We start from the raw sequence: 16,018 nt of genomic DNA, 5'->3' as shown, positions 1-16,018 counted from the left end.
AAGCTTTACTATAATCCCCATATACTTTTTAAGTGTAAATTCTTCATACTAATTCCCGAGAGAGTAATCTATGAGCGATGAGTTATCTGGCGTACCTGAAATTCCAGTACTGGCCTTACGTGATGTTGTTGTATACCCACAAATGGTGATCCCACTATTTGTGGGCAGAGAGAAATCAATTCGTTGTTTAGATATCGCTAATGAAAAGGATAAACAAATATTTTTAGTTGCACAAAAAGATGCGGCTATTGATGATCCTTCTTTTAACGATGTCTACCAAACAGGTACGGTTGCTTCTATTTTACAAATGTTAAAGCTTCCTGATGGCACTGTAAAAGTACTTGTTGAAGGGGTTAAAAGAGCTAAAATTTCTGAGTTTGTGGAAACTGAAGAATACTTTACTGCGAATATTGATTTTCTTCAAACAACTGATAGTGATGTTGAAAATAGCGAGGTACTGGTTCGATCTGCTATCTCACAATTTGAAGGTTACGTAAAACTTAATAAAAAAATACCTCCAGAGGTATTAACCTCCGTTGCGGGTATTGATGATCCAGAACAGCTTGCTGATACGATGGCTGCTCATATGCCTCTTAAATTAGAGGATAAACAAAAAGTATTGGAAATCGTCAATATTTCAGAGCGATTAGAATATTTAATGGGGTTAATGGAAGGCGAAATTGATCTTCTTCAAGTAGAAAAGAAAATTCGTACACGTGTTAAAAAACAAATGGAAAAAAGCCAGCGTGAATACTATTTGAATGAGCAAATGAAAGCCATTCAAAAAGAGCTAGGTGATATGGAAGATACTCCTGATGAAGCGGAATTAATTAATAAAAAAATTGATGATGCTCAAATGCCTAAAGAAGCTAAAGAAAAAACGTTAGCTGAGGCTAAAAAATTACAAATGATGTCACCAATGTCAGCCGAAGCTACAGTAGTACGTAGTTATATTGATTGGATGACAAGTGTACCTTGGAAAAAGAAAAGTAAACTTAAACGTAATTTAGCATTAGCTGAAGAAGTTTTAGATCAAGACCATTACGGTTTAGATAAAGTAAAAGAACGTATTTTAGAGTATTTAGCCGTTCAGCAAAGAGTTACTTCATTAAAAGGACCTATTTTATGTTTAGTTGGTCCTCCTGGTGTAGGTAAAACGTCATTAGGACAATCTATCGCTCGATCTACGGGGCGTAAATATGTACGCATGGCTTTAGGTGGTGTGAGAGATGAAGCTGAGATTAGAGGGCATAGAAGAACTTACATAGGGTCTTTACCAGGCAAGCTTATTCAAAAAATTGCAAAAGTAGGTGTTAAAAATCCATTATTCTTATTAGATGAAATAGATAAAATGGCCTCTGATATGAGAGGAGATCCAGCTTCAGCACTTTTAGAGGTTTTAGACCCTGAACAAAACAGTAGCTTTAATGATCATTACTTAGAAGTTGATTATGATTTATCTGATGTAATGTTTGTTGCTACATCGAATAGCATGGATATTCCAGGCCCATTACTTGACCGTATGGAAGTTATTCGTTTATCAGGTTATACAGAAGATGAAAAATTAAATATTGCTAAAAGTCATCTTCTTAAAAAACAAATAGAGCGCAATGGTTTAAAAGAAAGTGAAATTACCATCGAAGACAGCGCAATTATTGGCATTATTCGTTATTACACTCGTGAAGCGGGTGTACGTAGTTTAGAAAGAGATATTTCTAAACTTTGTAGAAAAGCCGTCAAAGCTATTTTATTAGATAAAAAACTTAAAAGTGTTGTTATCAATCAAGATAATTTATCTGAATATCTAGGCGTACAACGTTTTGATTACGGTAAAGCAGATGAACAAAATCGTGTAGGACTTGTAACGGGTTTAGCATGGACATCTGTTGGTGGTGAATTACTGACTATTGAAACGGCTTCAGTTCCAGGCAAAGGTAAGCTTACCTATACCGGCTCATTAGGCGATGTTATGCAAGAATCTATTCAGGCCGCTATGACAGTTGTTAGGAGTAGAACCGAGAAGTTTAGAATTAATGAAGATTTTCACGAAAAGCGTGATATACACGTTCATGTTCCTGAAGGTGCTACACCTAAAGATGGTCCAAGTGCAGGTGTTGGTATGTGTACCGCTTTAGTTTCTAGTTTAACGGGAAACCCTGTGAAGGCCGAAGTTGCAATGACAGGTGAAATAACGCTACGAGGTGAAGTTTTAGCTATAGGCGGTTTAAAAGAAAAACTACTTGCTGCTCACCGTGGCGGAATTAAAACAGTGATAATTCCTAAAGATAATGAACGCGATTTAAAAGAAATTCCTGAAAATGTAATTGCTGATTTATCTATTCACCCTGTTAAATGGATTGAAGAGGTGTTAGATATTGCACTTGAAAACCCAATTGATAAGGTGAAATTAAAAAGTTAACGTAGTGGATTTTGGGCATTTTTTGAATAAAATGCCCAAAAAAGCGTAAAAAAGTAAAAAAAAATGAAAAAAAGTGAAATTTTAGCTTTTCAAACGCTGAAACTGTGGTAAGTTAACAACGCTGAAAAGGTGGAACCCCAATATAGATAGGGGTTCTAGTCGAGATAATAGAAAGTCTTTTAAATCTATTATCTAAATTTAAATTTCTTTAACTCAGTGCTTGATGTTCAAAAAAAAGCTTGCTATAAAATGCTTTTGCAGGACGCTACAAACAAATGATAGCGCTGGAATAATAACAATTGAAGGGGAAAACTGTGAATAAATCTCAACTAATCGAAAAAATTGCAGCTGGTGCTGATATCTCTAAAGCAGCTGCGGGTCGTGCATTAGACTCTTTTATCGAAGCTGTTACAGAAGAATTAAAGGGTGGCGATCAAGTAGCGCTAGTTGGATTTGGTACTTTCTCTGTGCGTGACCGCGCAGCTCGTACAGGCCGTAATCCTCAAACAGGTGCTACAATCGAAATTGCTGCAGCTAAAATTCCATCTTTCAAAGCTGGTAAAGCATTAAAAGATGCATGTAACTAGTCACAGTTATATAGTTGAATGAAAAAACCACCTTTTTAGGTGGTTTTTTGTTATATAAATTTTAAATTATAGTAATATCATTCCGCTTAATTATTTAGCGCATTAAGGCAAATAAAGTAAGTATTTAAGTTGAATGGTATTCAGAATAACTAAAAGTGCATTTCTAGATAAAAAATATTTTACATTTATCTTTTAATCTAGCTTCAAGGCGTGTGTTCATTCTGTTAAAATCACGCGCAAATGATCAACAGATTTAATTAAGTATCATAATAGAAAATAATTTAATTAAAATTTGAAATAAGCACTCGGTGTAATAAGAGAGAGAAATGTTAGAAAATATTAGAGAAAGTTCTCAAGGTATGGCAGCTAAGATTATTCTTGGTTTAGTAATTTTGACTTTTGCATTAGCTGGAATTGGTAGTTATACAAATTCTACAGATACTTCTGTTGCGGATGTAAATGGTGAGAAAATTACTCAGCAAGATTTCAATAAAGCATACCAAGCACAAAGGAATAGAATGCAACAACAGTTCGGTGAAATGTTTGAAAACCTAGCTGCTGATCAAACCTATATGGCTAACTTTAGAAACGGTATTGTTGATAACTTAATTAACGAGCGTTTAGTTGATCAAAATTCAGCTAACTTATCTATTAAAGTTTCTGATGAGCGAATTAAAGAAACAATTCGTACTATGCCTGAATTTCAAATTGACGGTGTATTTGATAACAATCGTTATTTAGCACTAATTAACCAAGCAGGTTTTTATCAGTCTTCGGATTTTAGAGATTATTTACGATTAGAAATGAGTCGTCGCCAATTAACTCAAGCATTAGTCGCAAGTGAATTTGCATTACCGTACCAAAGTAGTATGGCTGCAAAATTACAAAATCAAAAACGTGATATTCGATTCGCCACTATTGATTTAGAGCAATTTAAAAGTTCAATTGAAGTGACAGAAGAAGAAATTAAAAATTTCTATCAAGAAAACCAAGCGCGTTTTATGAATCAAGAAAAAGTTAAAGTTAATTATATTGCTTTGAATGTGGCTGATATTGCAAAAGATGTAATGGTTTCTGATGAGGATGTGAAAGCTTACTATGACGAAAATATTAAAGATTTCCGTCAAGAAGAACAACGCAAAATCTCTCATATTTTAATCGAAATTAACGACGATGATGAAGCTAAAGCCAAAGCTGAAGCTGAGTCAATACTTGCTAAAATAAATGCAGGTGAAGACTTTGCCGAATTAGCTAAAAAATATTCAGCAGATACTTTTAGTGGTGAAAATGGTGGTGACTTAGATTGGTTAGAGCGTGGTTCAATGGATGAAATATTTGACGAACAAGCCTTTGCTTTAAACGGTGTGGGTGATGTAAGTAATGTTGTTAAAACTGAATATGGTTTCCATATTATTAAATTAACGGATCTTAAAGCAGAAGAAACACAACCGCTAAGCGATGTATTTGAAGAATTGAAAGTAACAGTAAGTAATCAAAAAGCTCAAGAAGAGTTCTTTGTACTGCAACAAGAAATGGCGCGTGTAAGCTTTGAATTTCCGGATAGCTTAGATGATGCAGCTGAAGCAGTTAAAGCGAAAATAATGACCTCTGATTGGTTATCGCGCGCGGGTAATTCTGCACCGTTCGAAAACCCTAAAGCAATAGACGCTGCGTTTTCTGATTTAGTACTTACAGAAAATCTTAACTCTGATGTTATTGAAATAAGTGACTCAATGGCGATTGTTATGCGTTTAAACGAACACCAAACAGCTAACGTTAAATCTCTAGATGAAGTTACAGAAGCGATTAAATCAACTTTAGTCGCACAGAAAGCTAAGGAAGAAGCTCAAAGCACAGTAGATGCTTTATTAGCTGAACTAAAATCTGGATCTGATATTTCAGATAAACTAGTACAATATGGCACTAGTTTTGAGACTAAAGCTGATTTAGCGCGCTTTGCAACTGATATTGAACGCTCAATTGTAGATAAAGCATTTACTTTAGCACACCCTAAAGAAGGTTCTGTGTCAGCCGGATTATCTGATTTATCAAATGGTGGTTTTGCTTTAATTGAAGTGCAAGCCGTTAATGCAGCTGAAGGAAATTTAGATGCTAACATTGAAAACCAGCAAGTAAATCAATTAGCACAATCTGCTTATTTAAGTTATGTAGAGGCATTAAAGGCTAATGCTTCAATAACTAAGAACTCTTTAGTTACATCAGTAAACTAAATATATTAACTTTAAATGGATAATAAAAAAGCTGCTTAATGCAGCTTTTTTTATGCTTAATAGAAGTTATTGGCGGGATAAAAGTTGAAATTGTTGGCTCATAATAAATTTTTTCGTATATTTTTTCTGTGGGGCAGATAATACGTCGAGTGTTTTCCCTTCCTCTATAACTTTTCCTTTGTTTAAAACAATAATATCATCACTAAAATGCTTCACTATGCCTAAATTATGAGAAATTAATATAAATGCCAGCCCCATTTGTTCTTGTATATCGAGTAATAAATTAATCATTTGGGAGCGTAGGGATGGATCTAAAGATGCTAATGCTTCGTCAAGTATAATGACTTGTGGCTTTAGTATAATCGCACGCGCAAGCGAAATTCTTTGTTTTTGGCCGCCTGAAAACATGTGAGGGTAAAAATTCATATGATCTGATAATAACCCTACTTGTTGTAAAGTTTCGCTGATTAACTGAGAACGCTCTAATTCATCTAAGTTAGTATTGAGCTTTAAGGGTTCATCTAATAACTGTTGAATGGTTAAGCTAGGATTCAAAGTTGTACTTGAATCCTGAAATATCATTCTAATATGTTGGCACCGTTGTTTAAAGTTACCTGCTTGTAGAAGCTGCCCATTAAGTTTTATTTCACCAGAAGTAGGTTTTTCAGCACCTACTAATAATTTAGCAAGGGTTGATTTCCCCGAGCCTGATTCTCCAACAATCGCTAACGTTTTATAGGCATGTATATTAAATGAAATAGGATATAGGGCTGTATGTTTCTTCCTATTAAAAACGTAGCCGGGCTTTTTAAATTCTTTTGATAGTTTGTTAACATTAAGTAAAGGGATCAATTTAATATGTGTCCTTTAATGAGTAATGGCAACTAACGATATGGCCATGATAATTTTTAGCTTTTGGTGCATTTACACATGCTTGTTGTGCTCTAGGGCATCTTGGGCCTAAACGGCAGCCTATTGGTAAATGTTGTAAAATAGGTATACTTCCAGGTAATGCTGATAACTTTGATTTTGGCTCTAGTGTTAAACTGGCATGAGAAGTACTTTCTACCAAGGCTTTAGTATATGGATGAAAAGGGGTTGTAAATATTTGCTCTGTAGTTCCTGCTTCAACAAATTGACCGCTATACATCACTGTAATTCTTTTAGTCCAGTGTGCCATGTTTTCTAGATCATGGCTGATTAATAAAACGGACATGTTTTTTAATTGATTTAAACTGGCTAATAAACGAAAGATTTGACCTTGGTTAGTACTTTCCATAGCCGCTGTTGGTTCGTCAGCAATAAGAAGTATAGGGCGCCTAGCAAGAGCCATTGCAATCATAACCCGCTGACACAGAGCTTCTGTTAGTTGGTGGGGGTAACTTCGAGTACACTCGGTATGTTTTTTTATACCTACTTTATGTAATAACGTAATGGCAGCGAGTTTTCTTTGTTTCTTTTTCTGCCAAAAAAAGCCGGTTAGTTGCTTATCGTCAACAGCTTCCTCTAACTGTTCTCCGATGGTTGTTGTTGGATCTAAGCACGACATGGGCTCTTGGAAAATCATAGCAATGTCTTTTGAAATTATTTTTTTCCTTTCTGCTATTGATAATCGCATTAGATCATTACCACGCCAGTGGAACCTGTCAGCATCAACTATCCATTTTTCATCTAATACACCTATTATTGCCTGAGCAAGTAAAGACTTTCCAGAACCAGACTCTCCTACTAAACCACGTAATTCACCTTCTTTCATCACAAGTGAAACACGGTCAACAGCGACAATTTTTTTATTTCCAGATAGCATAACTATTGAAAGGTTTCTAATATCAAGTAAATTCATTAGTATTCCTTTCTCTGCTTTAACGCATGGCGCAATCCTTCACCAACAAGGTTGGTTACTATAACTGAAAATAATATGGCTAGCCCTGGAAAGTAAACAGTCCATGGCGCTATATAAAATAAATCAATACCATTAGAAACCATGGTACCCCATTCAGGTATATAAGTTGCTGCTCCTAGCCCTAAAAAACCTAAAGCCGCAATGTCTAGAATAGCTGCCGATTGAGCAAGGGTCGCTTGTGTTATTATTTTTTCAATAATATTTGGAAAAATAGAATACTGTAATATTCGTAAAGAACTTGCACCATCGAGTTTTGAAGCTAGCACATAATCTTTTGCAAACTCTCTTTTTACTTCATTTCTTGTTGTATGAATAAATTGAGGTATGAGTACAATAATAATGGCTAAAACAGTATTGCTTAATCCTGTTCCTAATATGGCAACAATAACAATAGCGAGTAAAAGTGAAGGAATAGATAAGATAACATCTAAAAAATGATTAAGAAAACTTGATTTAAACCCTGACGTTAATGCTGATAGAGAACCAATGACTACCCCAATAACTGCAGAGGTTATAACAATTATAAAACTTAAACCAAAGGTAAAAGAAGCACCATGCATTAGCATGGATAACATGTCTCTACCTAGTTGATCTGTGCCTAATAAAAAACTGACATTACCATCATCATTCCATGCTGGAGGCAGTAATATAAACTCTAAATGAGTTTGAGATGAAGAAAAGGGCGTTATTATAGGTGCAAATATTGCTAAAAACACCAAGGCTAAAAAACAACTGAAAGCCAACATTATCATTGGCTTTGCTTTGAACTTGTACCATAGTTGTTGGAGTGGAGAGGGAAACTCTTCTTCTTGGTATATATTCTCACGCGCCATGTTTACGATCTCTTGCTAGTGGATTTAATGCGGCGTAAATAAAATCTGTTAATATATGTACAATAAATATGAAGCTCGATAACGCTAAAAGTCCACCTTGTATCGCGGTATAGTCTCTTTGAAATATACTTTCTATTAGCCATCTCCCAATACCGGGCCAGCTGAAAATAACCTCAGTTACCATTGCTAATGTGACTAAATTTGCAAATTGTAATCCTACATGCCTGATCACATTTACTAAGGAGTTTCGAATAGCATGGCGATAAATAATTTGCCAAAAAGTTAACCCTTTAGCTTTAGCTGCAGTGATATAGCTAGAGTCCAATACTTCAAGCATAGAGGTTCTTGCTAGTCTAATAAAAATAGTCATCGGAGCTATAGCAACAACACTTGCTGGCATTATTATATGTAACGTTGCATTCTGAAAGGCTTGCCATTTATATTCGCTGTCACTTAATAAAATATCAAAAAATTGAATACCTGTAATATGTTTTATTTCATAAACTAAGCTGATTCGACCTGCAGAAGGTAGCCAGCCTAATTGAATCGAAAAAATTAAAATAGCTAATAATCCTAGCCAAAAGATAGGAATGGAATACCCTAACATAGATACAAATAATATGGCTTGATCTGGTATTTTTTCATGGTTAATCGCTGCAAGAAAACCGATAGGAATACCAATCGCCATAGCGATAAATAAAGCGACAACACTTAATTCTATTGTTGCCGGTAATAGGTTCATTATTTCAGAAGAAATAGGAAGGTGACTGGCAATTGAAATACCGAAATCACCATCAAATAAGTGCGTTAAATAAGCCCAGTACTGTTTAATAATATGACTGTTGTATTGATATTCTTCTGCTAATAATGCTCGCTGTTCAGGGCTTGCATTGATTTGGCCTGTTAAGTTGGTAAGCGCATCCCCTGGAAATAAAAAGCTTAAGCTAAAGGATAAGGCCGTTAGCATAATGAAAGTGAATATAAAAAGGTTTAGCCGTCTTAAAGTAAATACCAACATTAGTTTTTATTTACCTCTACAAAATTAATTCCGCCAAATGATTTTAACAATTGTCCTGATATTTTTTTGTCACGCGCTTGAAATCTTTTAGAATGAGCAATAGGAATAAGTGGTACCTCATCTTCAATAATTTTTAATGCATTTTTATAATATTTTTTTCGTTTATTTAAATCAGTAGTTTGTAACGATTGACTAATAAGTTTATCAAATTCTTTGCTACACCAAAAAGTGCCAGTACGACCTTGTTTTGAAGAAGGACAGCTTAACAACGGAGTAAAAAAATTATCAGGATCAGGATGATCTGCTGTCCAACCTAGTAATACAGCCTGATGTTGTCCCTCTGTTATTAATTGTAAAAACGTACTCCATTCATATTTATGAATAATATTGACTGTTATTCCTATTTTTTTTAAATCATTGGCTATTAATTTTGCCATAGTGAGTGCATCTGGGTTATAGGGCCTCTGTATAGGCATAGCCCACAAATTCATAGTAAAACCGTCAGGATAGCCTGCTTCATTTAATGTACTGATGGCTTTAGCGATGGAATATTCCTGTTGAGGTATATGGGCATCATATGCCCATGATGTTGGCGGTATTATTGTGTTAGCTACTTCTGCTTTGCCAAAGTAAACCGTATCGATGATAGCTTCTTTATTAATGGCATACGAAATAGCTTTACGTACTAATTTATTGTTAAAGGGAGGTTTGTTGGTATTAAAGCCTAAATAGCCAATATTAAATGATGTTATTTCATTTAATATTAGATCTGGGCGTTCAATAATTTTTTTATGGGCTATGGGGTACGCTACAATATCGCACTCTTTTGCGAGTAACTTAGTCAGCCTACCTGTGTTACTAGGTGTTATGTCAAAGATTAATTGTTCAATATTTATTTTTTTCTGCCAATAGTTTTCATTGGCTAAGTAGCGAATAAAAGAGCCTGCTCTATATTCTTTGTATTTGAATGGGCCTGTACCTATAGGTAATAAATCTATTTGCTGGTGAGAATCTAATTCAGATAGATATTGCGCGTATTCAGCCGACAGTATTACGGCGAAGTCGGTTGCTAAATTTGCTAAAAAAGAACTATCAGGTCTGCTTAAAGTAAAACGAACTGTAAATTCATTTATTTTTTCTATGTTAGTGACTAAAGAATTGAATTCAATACTTTGAAAGAATGGATATAATCCACCTGATACTTCATGGTATTCGTGTTCTACATTTAATATTCTGTTAAAAGAAAATATCACATCTTCAGCATTAAGCTTTCTTGAAGGCGTAAAGTAACTTGTATGATGAAACTCTACATCTTTACGTAAATAAAAAGTGACTTTTTTACCGTCTTTAGTTATGTGCCAAGATTTTGCAAGGGAAGGTGATATTTCATGTTCATCGCCACTGTAAGCAACTAAACGATTGTATAATTGATTAGATGTGGCGTCAGTTGTTACACCAGAAGTAACCGTTTGAGGGTTAAAGCCTTCAGGAGACCCTTCGCTGCAGTATATGATACTTTTAGTACTCAATAATGTGGTGTCTTCATCGTTGCATCCTTGTAATAGGACGCTAAGAAAAGGTAGTGTTAAAAAATATATTATGGGATTGAATGACATCAATTAATCCTCATTAGTCATTTTTCCATCTAATAAATTATATTTTTTCAAATAACCACGTAATTGATGATAGGTAAGTTCTAAAGCATCTGCTGTTTTTTTCTGATTAAACTGACAGTGTTTTAAAGCTTCTTGGATCAATTCTTTTTCATAGTTTTGAGATAAATCTTTCAGCGAAAGCGGAAATTCATAGTGTGCTGCTTTTTGTTCTTTTTGGGAAGTATTATTCGTAAAATGAGCACTTTCATTTATTTCATTTTCAATTTTAGCTAGCTTTTCATTATTTTGCACGATCCGATCATGTGTTTTTACACGCTGTGATGGTCTGTAGGGAGACTCAAAAGGATCAATAACTAATTCATGTACGGGGAGATGAGGGTTGTTACATCTATATACACTACGTTCAACAACATTTTTTAGTTCTCTGACATTACCAGGCCATGAATATTCTAATAAACTGCGCTTAGCTTTATCGGTAAAACCACTAAAAAGTTCAAACTCTAATTCTCTGGCCATTGATATAGCAAAATGTTCAGCGAGTAAAAGAATATCTTCTCTTCTTTCCCTTAAAGGAGGTAAAGTAATAACATCAAAAGCTAGTCGGTCAAGTAAATCCGCTCTAAATTCCCCTGTGCTTGCTAATAAAGGCAAATCTTCATTAGTGGCAGCTACAAGGCGTGCATCTGTCTTTATGGTTTTAGAGCCCCCAACACGCTCAAATTCACCATATTCAACAACTCTAAGGAGCTTTTCTTGAATTAAACCTGAGGTGTTGGCGATTTCATCTAAAAATAAAGTTCCTCTATCAGCTCTTTCAAATCGTCCTTCGTGGCGCTTAGTAGCACCCGTAAAAGCACCGGGATCATAACCAAATAATTCTGTTTCTAATAAGTTTTCATTTAATGATGCACAATTTAGTTTTAAATAACTTTGTTCCCAACGTTTTGATAAATAATGTAATCTTTCAGCAATAAGCTCTTTACCTGTACCTCGCTCACCAATAATTAGCACAGGTTTACTCAAAGGAGCAATTTGAGATATTTGCTCTAAAACTTCTAAAAAACTGTTGGATTGGCCAATAAGATTATCTTGTTTATTAAAACGAGCCATGTAGTAGACCTAATATTTGGTTTATTTCACTAACAAATAGTGTATTTTATTAATCATTATCATTAAAGTGTTTTTATTAAATAATTTTAATAAATAAAAACATATACTTACAGAAATTTAAAAGTTGGCGTGGAACATGAATATACTTTACGTATGTTTTTACCATTTATTTTCACAATAGAGGAATAAATTATGGGAATTTTTTCAAGATTTACCGATATTATTAATTCAAATATTAATAATATTTTAGACAAAGCAGAAGACCCTGCAAAAATGGTTCGTCTTATTATTCAAGAGATGGAAGATACCTTAGTTGAAGTGAGATCTTCTTCAGCCAGAACTTTAGCTGATAAAAAAGATTTAGTACGCCAAATTAATCGTTTTGAAAAAGAAGTACAGCAGTGGCAAGACAAAGCTGAATTGGCTTTAAGTAAAGATAGAGAAGATTTAGCCAGAGCTGCATTAGTTGAAAAGAAAAAATGTGCTGATAACGCTGACTCACTAAATAATGAGTTGAGTAACATTGAAGAGCATATTGCTAAGTTACAGGAGGAAATATCACAGCTACAAGATAAACTAGCTGATGCTAAAGCGCGTCAACAAGCTATTTTAATACGCGAAAAAACAGCGCACTCACGCTTAAAAGTGAAAAAGAATATTGATAGTAATAAAGTTAATGAAGCGCTTGGGCGTTTCGATCAATACGAAAGAAAAATTGATGATATTGAATCACAAATAGAAGCTTATGAAATAGGAAGTAAATCGTTAGCTGATGAAATATCAGAACTTGAAACAGATGAAAGTGTTGATAATGAATTAGCCGAATTAAAAGCTAAAATAAAGAAAGGTTAATTCTTTTTAATTAATAGCACTATTGAAGGAGAAAACGTGTGGAAGAAATTCTTGTAGCCCCTATTATTATTTTTATGCTAGTGGTAGCGCCTATTTGGCTTGTTTTACATTATAAAAGTAAACGTCAAATTAGCCAAGGATTAACGACAGAAGAGTATACTCAATTGTCGGAGTTATCTGAATTGGCAGATAAAATGACTGATAGAATAAAAACCCTTGAAGCCATACTTGATGCAGAAACGCAAGATTGGAGAACTAAAGTATGAGTATAAAAGGTAAAGGTGAATTATTTAGAGATCCTGATAACGGTAAAGTAGCAGGTGTTTGTGCGGGTTTAGCTAACTATTTTGGCTGGGAAGCTTGGTTAGTAAGAGTGTTAGTTGCTTCTGGCACATTATTGGGCATGAGCTGGTTTATTGTCATTTATATCGCAGGTTGGTTTATATTAGATAAAAAACCGAAGCAATCTAAATCTTTTAAGCAAACGACTACGAATAATGCTAAGTCGGAAGAAGATCGCAATGCTGATTTAGCTAACGAATCAATCAAGGTTAAAGCAAAAGTTTGGCAAGCGGGAGAGCCACCCAAGCAAGCTTTTCATGATATAAAACGTAAATTTACACTATTAGAAAGCCAATTAAGGGCTATGGAGCGATACGTTACGTCGCCTGAATTTACTGTTTCAAGAGAAATTAATAAATTATAGGTAAGAGAAGGCTTTTCTTTTTTATATGAAATAAAACCATTTTTACTGATTTGTCATATTTATTTATCTGTAAAATAAGGTATTGTGTCGTATCAATATTTAATTAAAGTTAATTCAGTTTATAGTCTAGTTAATTTGTAAATTAGGCTGTGAAATTAATGGTGTAATTAACCTAAAAACCAATAGATATAATGGCTCTTATTAAAAAAGAACAACTTCAAAAATTTAAACGTAAAGCAAACGATTTACTTAATCGAACGCTTGACCAACACATAACTCTTGCAGTAACAGGGTTAAGCAGAAGCGGTAAAACAGCATTTATTACTTCTCTTGTTAATCAGTTAATAAATGAAGGTAATAACTCACACTTAAGCTTTTTTAATCCGGTGCATCAAGGCCGTTTTATTGCGGCTAAGCGCGTACCACAAAAAAATCTTCATATCGGCCGGTTTGAGTATGATGCTTCATTAGCTGCTTTCTGTAATGAACCACCCTCGTGGCCTCAAGCGACTAGTGGTATTAGTGAATTACGATTAGCTATTCGTTATACACCTAAAAATTCATTACTAAAATATGCGAAAGATACCGCTACTTTATATTTAGATATTACTGATTATCCCGGTGAATGGTTGTTAGATTTACCTATGTTAAATCAAACGTATGAAGAGTGGTCTGAAAGTACGTATGCTTTAATGCTAGAGTCGCCTCGAAGTGAGCTGTCAAAATCGTTTATTGAAAAAGTGAATCAATTAGATCCATTTGAACCTGTTGATGAGCAACACCTTGCCGATTTAGCTAAAGAATATACCGAACTATTACATCAGTTTAGGCATGATCTTGGTTTGTCTGTCATACAACCAGGTCGTTTTATATTGCCGGGTGATTTAGCTGATGCGCCTATTTTACAGTTTTTTCCTTATAGCGCTTTTGAAAATATTGACATAAATGCCTATCAAAATGCTCAAGATGATACTTTAATTGGTATGTTACGCGCTCGATTTATCGAATATAAAGAAAGGGTAGTGCGTAAGTTTTATAAAGAACACTTTATAAATTTTGATAGACAAATCGTTTTAGCGGATTGTTTAACGCCATTAAATAACGGTGAATCGAGTTTTAACGACTTGCAACATGCCATAACCTTAATTTTAGAGAGTTTTAATTATGGACAATCAAGTTTATTTTCTCGCTTGTTTTCTCCTAAAATTGATAAGTTATTATTTGCTGCTACAAAAGCGGATCATGTCACTCCTGAACAACATCAAAATCTTGCTTCATTATTAAATCAGTTGGTTTATAAAACTAAGCATCAATTAAATTATGAAACGATTGAAATGAAAACATTAGCCATCGCTTCAGTTAAAACAACACAAGTAGGTAATAGTTTACACAACGGTAAACCTTTACCTGTATTGCAGGGAAGAAGGGCGGATAATGACAAGTTGATTACGTTATTTCCTGGAGCTGTGCCTGACAAGTTACCTAAAAGTAGCTTTTGGGATGATCAGCAATTTAATTATATTGCCTTTAAACCACAACAAATATGTGATGCACACGAATGTTTACCTCATATTAGAATGGATCAAGCTATGCAATTTCTATTCGGAGATAAAATGAAATGATTGATAAATTTCAACAACAAATATTATTTGATGAAATAGATAATACAGAACAAGAGAATCAAAAGCTTACCACTAACCAAATTGTGTTTGAAAATAATGACTGGCTCCCTGAGGCTCAAGATCTTGTTGAAAATAATGAAGTAATGGAAAAGTCAAAGCCTCGTTGGTTATGGCGAATAGCCTTTGCTTTATTTGCAGGACTTCTTTCATATGAATTGATTGAGTTTTTTGTTTCAGGTTTTCAGCACACTCCTATTGTCGCAAGCCTGTATGGCCTTCTTTTATTTATTATTAGTATTATTTTTGGTACGACGGTGTATAAAGAGATTTCATCATTACGTCAGTTATCTCGTCAAGATGATGTACGCACTCAGTTTCAGAGTATTTTAGAAGACAATCACAAATATGATGCTAGAAAGTTATGCGAGAAAATAACAGAACAACTACCTTGTGATATTTCTTCAAGTAAAGAAAAAGCTTGGGAAAAAATTATTCAACCGGAATATACCAATATAGAAGTTGTGAATTTATATTCAAAAGAAATACTGTCAAGTGTCGATCAAAAAGCCTTAGATGAGGTTGCTAAATTTTCAACCGAGTCTGTCGTACTTATTGCTATAAGCCCCGTAGCCCTTATAGATATGATGCTAATGTTTTGGCGGAATCTACGTATGATCGATAAAGTTGCAGGGCTTTATGGATTAAAATTAGGTTATTGGAGTCGCATACGTTTAATAAAGCATGTATTTATTAATATGGCTTACGCTGGGGCTAGTGAGATTGTTGCTGATTTTGGTGCAGACTTATTAGGCGCCGATTTATTAGGGAAACTTTCTGGTCGTATGGCTCAAGGCTTAGGGGCTGGAATGTTGACTGCTCGTTTAGGAATAAAAACTATATCATTGTGTCGACCTATTCCTTTTCAAAATCAACCACCTAAATTAAATGATATTCGTAAGAAAATTATTATGCAAATTAAAGGGCTAATTCAACCCTCATAGTGATAGCTTTCCTCCTTATTCAATATATAACGTATTTAGTTTATTTATAACTGAATACGTTTCTCTTTAATTTTAATTGTGTGAGTGTATTTTTTAAATTACGTTTTTGTAATTTTAACT

At 34.3% G+C, this 16,018-nt stretch carries 14 protein-coding genes; 8 read left to right on the top strand and 6 right to left on the bottom strand.

Annotated elements, in window-relative coordinates:
• Positions 1-70: 70 nt before the first annotated feature.
• From lon to B0X80_RS01705, 3 genes are all read left to right on the top strand, one after another.
• The gene (lon, locus tag B0X80_RS01715) at positions 71-2,419 is read left to right on the top strand and encodes an endopeptidase La (RefSeq protein WP_077338101.1); all 2,349 of its coding nucleotides are present in this window, start codon (positions 71-73) and stop codon (positions 2,417-2,419) included.
• A 314-nt stretch (positions 2,420-2,733) separates the two neighbouring features.
• Positions 2,734-3,006: a nucleoid-associated protein HU-beta gene (gene hupB, locus B0X80_RS01710; protein WP_076418188.1), complete on the top strand. Its 273-nt coding sequence runs from the start codon at positions 2,734-2,736 to the stop codon at positions 3,004-3,006.
• A 326-nt stretch (positions 3,007-3,332) separates the two neighbouring features.
• Positions 3,333-5,237 carry a SurA N-terminal domain-containing protein gene (locus B0X80_RS01705; protein WP_077338100.1) on the top strand — a complete coding sequence of 635 codons (1,905 nt, stop codon included), beginning with the start codon at positions 3,333-3,335 and terminating at the stop codon, positions 5,235-5,237.
• Positions 5,238-5,303: 66 nt separating this feature from the next.
• Here B0X80_RS01705 and B0X80_RS01700 read toward each other — a convergent pair whose 3' ends face one another.
• The 6 genes from B0X80_RS01700 to pspF all read right to left on the bottom strand — a co-directional run bounded on the left by B0X80_RS01700 (position 5,304) and on the right by pspF (position 11,717).
• Positions 5,304-6,089 carry a peptide ABC transporter ATP-binding protein gene (locus B0X80_RS01700; RefSeq protein WP_077338099.1) on the bottom strand — a complete coding sequence of 262 codons (786 nt, stop codon included), beginning with the start codon at positions 6,087-6,089 and terminating at the stop codon, positions 5,304-5,306.
• 1 nt (position 6,090) lies between these two features.
• Positions 6,091-7,080, bottom strand: coding sequence for a peptide ABC transporter ATP-binding protein (locus B0X80_RS01695; RefSeq protein ID WP_077338098.1), 990 nt, complete (start codon positions 7,078-7,080; stop codon positions 6,091-6,093).
• Positions 7,080-7,973, bottom strand: coding sequence for an ABC transporter permease subunit (locus tag B0X80_RS01690; RefSeq protein ID WP_077338097.1), 894 nt, complete (start codon positions 7,971-7,973; stop codon positions 7,080-7,082). Before B0X80_RS01690 ends, B0X80_RS01695 begins: the two co-directional genes overlap by 1 nt.
• On the bottom strand, positions 7,963-8,991 hold the full coding sequence (locus B0X80_RS01685) for an ABC transporter permease (RefSeq protein WP_077338096.1): 1,029 nt from the start codon (positions 8,989-8,991) through the stop codon (positions 7,963-7,965). Before B0X80_RS01685 ends, B0X80_RS01690 begins: the two co-directional genes overlap by 11 nt.
• Positions 8,991-10,520, bottom strand: coding sequence for an ABC transporter substrate-binding protein (locus B0X80_RS01680; protein ID WP_245825359.1), 1,530 nt, complete (start codon positions 10,518-10,520; stop codon positions 8,991-8,993). The genes B0X80_RS01685 and B0X80_RS01680 overlap by 1 nt, the downstream gene beginning before the upstream one ends.
• A gap of 90 nt (positions 10,521-10,610) precedes the next feature.
• A complete protein-coding gene (gene pspF, locus B0X80_RS01675; RefSeq protein ID WP_077338094.1) occupies positions 10,611-11,717 on the bottom strand; it encodes a phage shock protein operon transcriptional activator in 1,107 nt (368 codons plus the stop codon).
• Between the two features lie 192 nt (positions 11,718-11,909).
• Between pspF and pspA the strand changes: the two genes are divergently transcribed.
• The 5 genes from pspA (at position 11,910) to B0X80_RS01650 (ending at position 15,898) form a co-directional block, all read left to right on the top strand.
• Positions 11,910-12,569: a phage shock protein PspA gene (gene pspA / locus B0X80_RS01670; RefSeq protein WP_077338093.1), complete on the top strand. Its 660-nt coding sequence runs from the start codon at positions 11,910-11,912 to the stop codon at positions 12,567-12,569.
• A gap of 38 nt (positions 12,570-12,607) precedes the next feature.
• Positions 12,608-12,835, top strand: coding sequence for an envelope stress response membrane protein PspB (pspB, locus tag B0X80_RS01665; protein WP_077338092.1), 228 nt, complete (start codon positions 12,608-12,610; stop codon positions 12,833-12,835).
• Positions 12,832-13,275, top strand: a complete 444-nt coding sequence (pspC, locus tag B0X80_RS01660; RefSeq protein WP_077338091.1) for an envelope stress response membrane protein PspC — start codon at positions 12,832-12,834, stop codon at positions 13,273-13,275. Before pspB ends, pspC begins: the two co-directional genes overlap by 4 nt.
• Positions 13,276-13,466: 191 nt before the next feature.
• The gene (locus B0X80_RS01655; protein WP_077338090.1) at positions 13,467-14,897 is read left to right on the top strand and encodes a YcjX family GTP-binding protein; all 1,431 of its coding nucleotides are present in this window, start codon (positions 13,467-13,469) and stop codon (positions 14,895-14,897) included.
• Positions 14,894-15,898 carry a YcjF family protein gene (locus tag B0X80_RS01650; protein ID WP_077338089.1) on the top strand — a complete coding sequence of 335 codons (1,005 nt, stop codon included), beginning with the start codon at positions 14,894-14,896 and terminating at the stop codon, positions 15,896-15,898. The genes B0X80_RS01655 and B0X80_RS01650 overlap by 4 nt, the downstream gene beginning before the upstream one ends.
• Positions 15,899-16,018: the final 120 nt, after the last annotated feature.

Source organism: Pseudocolwellia agarivorans (assembly GCF_002000085.1).
In the GTDB taxonomy this organism is placed as follows: Bacteria; Pseudomonadota; Gammaproteobacteria; order Enterobacterales; family Alteromonadaceae; genus Pseudocolwellia; species Pseudocolwellia agarivorans.
The sequence above is the reverse complement of the archived record's forward strand: the minus strand, read 5'-3'. Positions and strand labels throughout refer to the sequence as shown.

Excerpts from the sequence above, each read along its gene's own strand:
- B0X80_RS01685 (WP_077338096.1), bottom strand. The coding sequence starts at position 8,991 with ATGTTGGTATTTACTTTAAGACGGCTAAACCTTTTTATATTCACTTTC.
- B0X80_RS01655 (WP_077338090.1), top strand. The coding sequence starts at position 13,467 with ATGGCTCTTATTAAAAAAGAACAACTTCAAAAATTTAAACGTAAAGCA.
- pspF (WP_077338094.1), bottom strand. The coding sequence starts at position 11,717 with ATGGCTCGTTTTAATAAACAAGATAATCTTATTGGCCAATCCAACAGT.
- lon (WP_077338101.1), top strand. The coding sequence starts at position 71 with ATGAGCGATGAGTTATCTGGCGTACCTGAAATTCCAGTACTGGCCTTA.
- B0X80_RS01705 (WP_077338100.1), top strand. The coding sequence starts at position 3,333 with ATGTTAGAAAATATTAGAGAAAGTTCTCAAGGTATGGCAGCTAAGATT.
- B0X80_RS01650 (WP_077338089.1), top strand. The coding sequence starts at position 14,894 with ATGATTGATAAATTTCAACAACAAATATTATTTGATGAAATAGATAAT.
- pspC (WP_077338091.1), top strand. The coding sequence starts at position 12,832 with ATGAGTATAAAAGGTAAAGGTGAATTATTTAGAGATCCTGATAACGGT.
- pspA (WP_077338093.1), top strand. The coding sequence starts at position 11,910 with ATGGGAATTTTTTCAAGATTTACCGATATTATTAATTCAAATATTAAT.
- B0X80_RS01690 (WP_077338097.1), bottom strand. The coding sequence starts at position 7,973 with ATGGCGCGTGAGAATATATACCAAGAAGAAGAGTTTCCCTCTCCACTC.
- B0X80_RS01695 (WP_077338098.1), bottom strand. The coding sequence starts at position 7,080 with ATGAATTTACTTGATATTAGAAACCTTTCAATAGTTATGCTATCTGGA.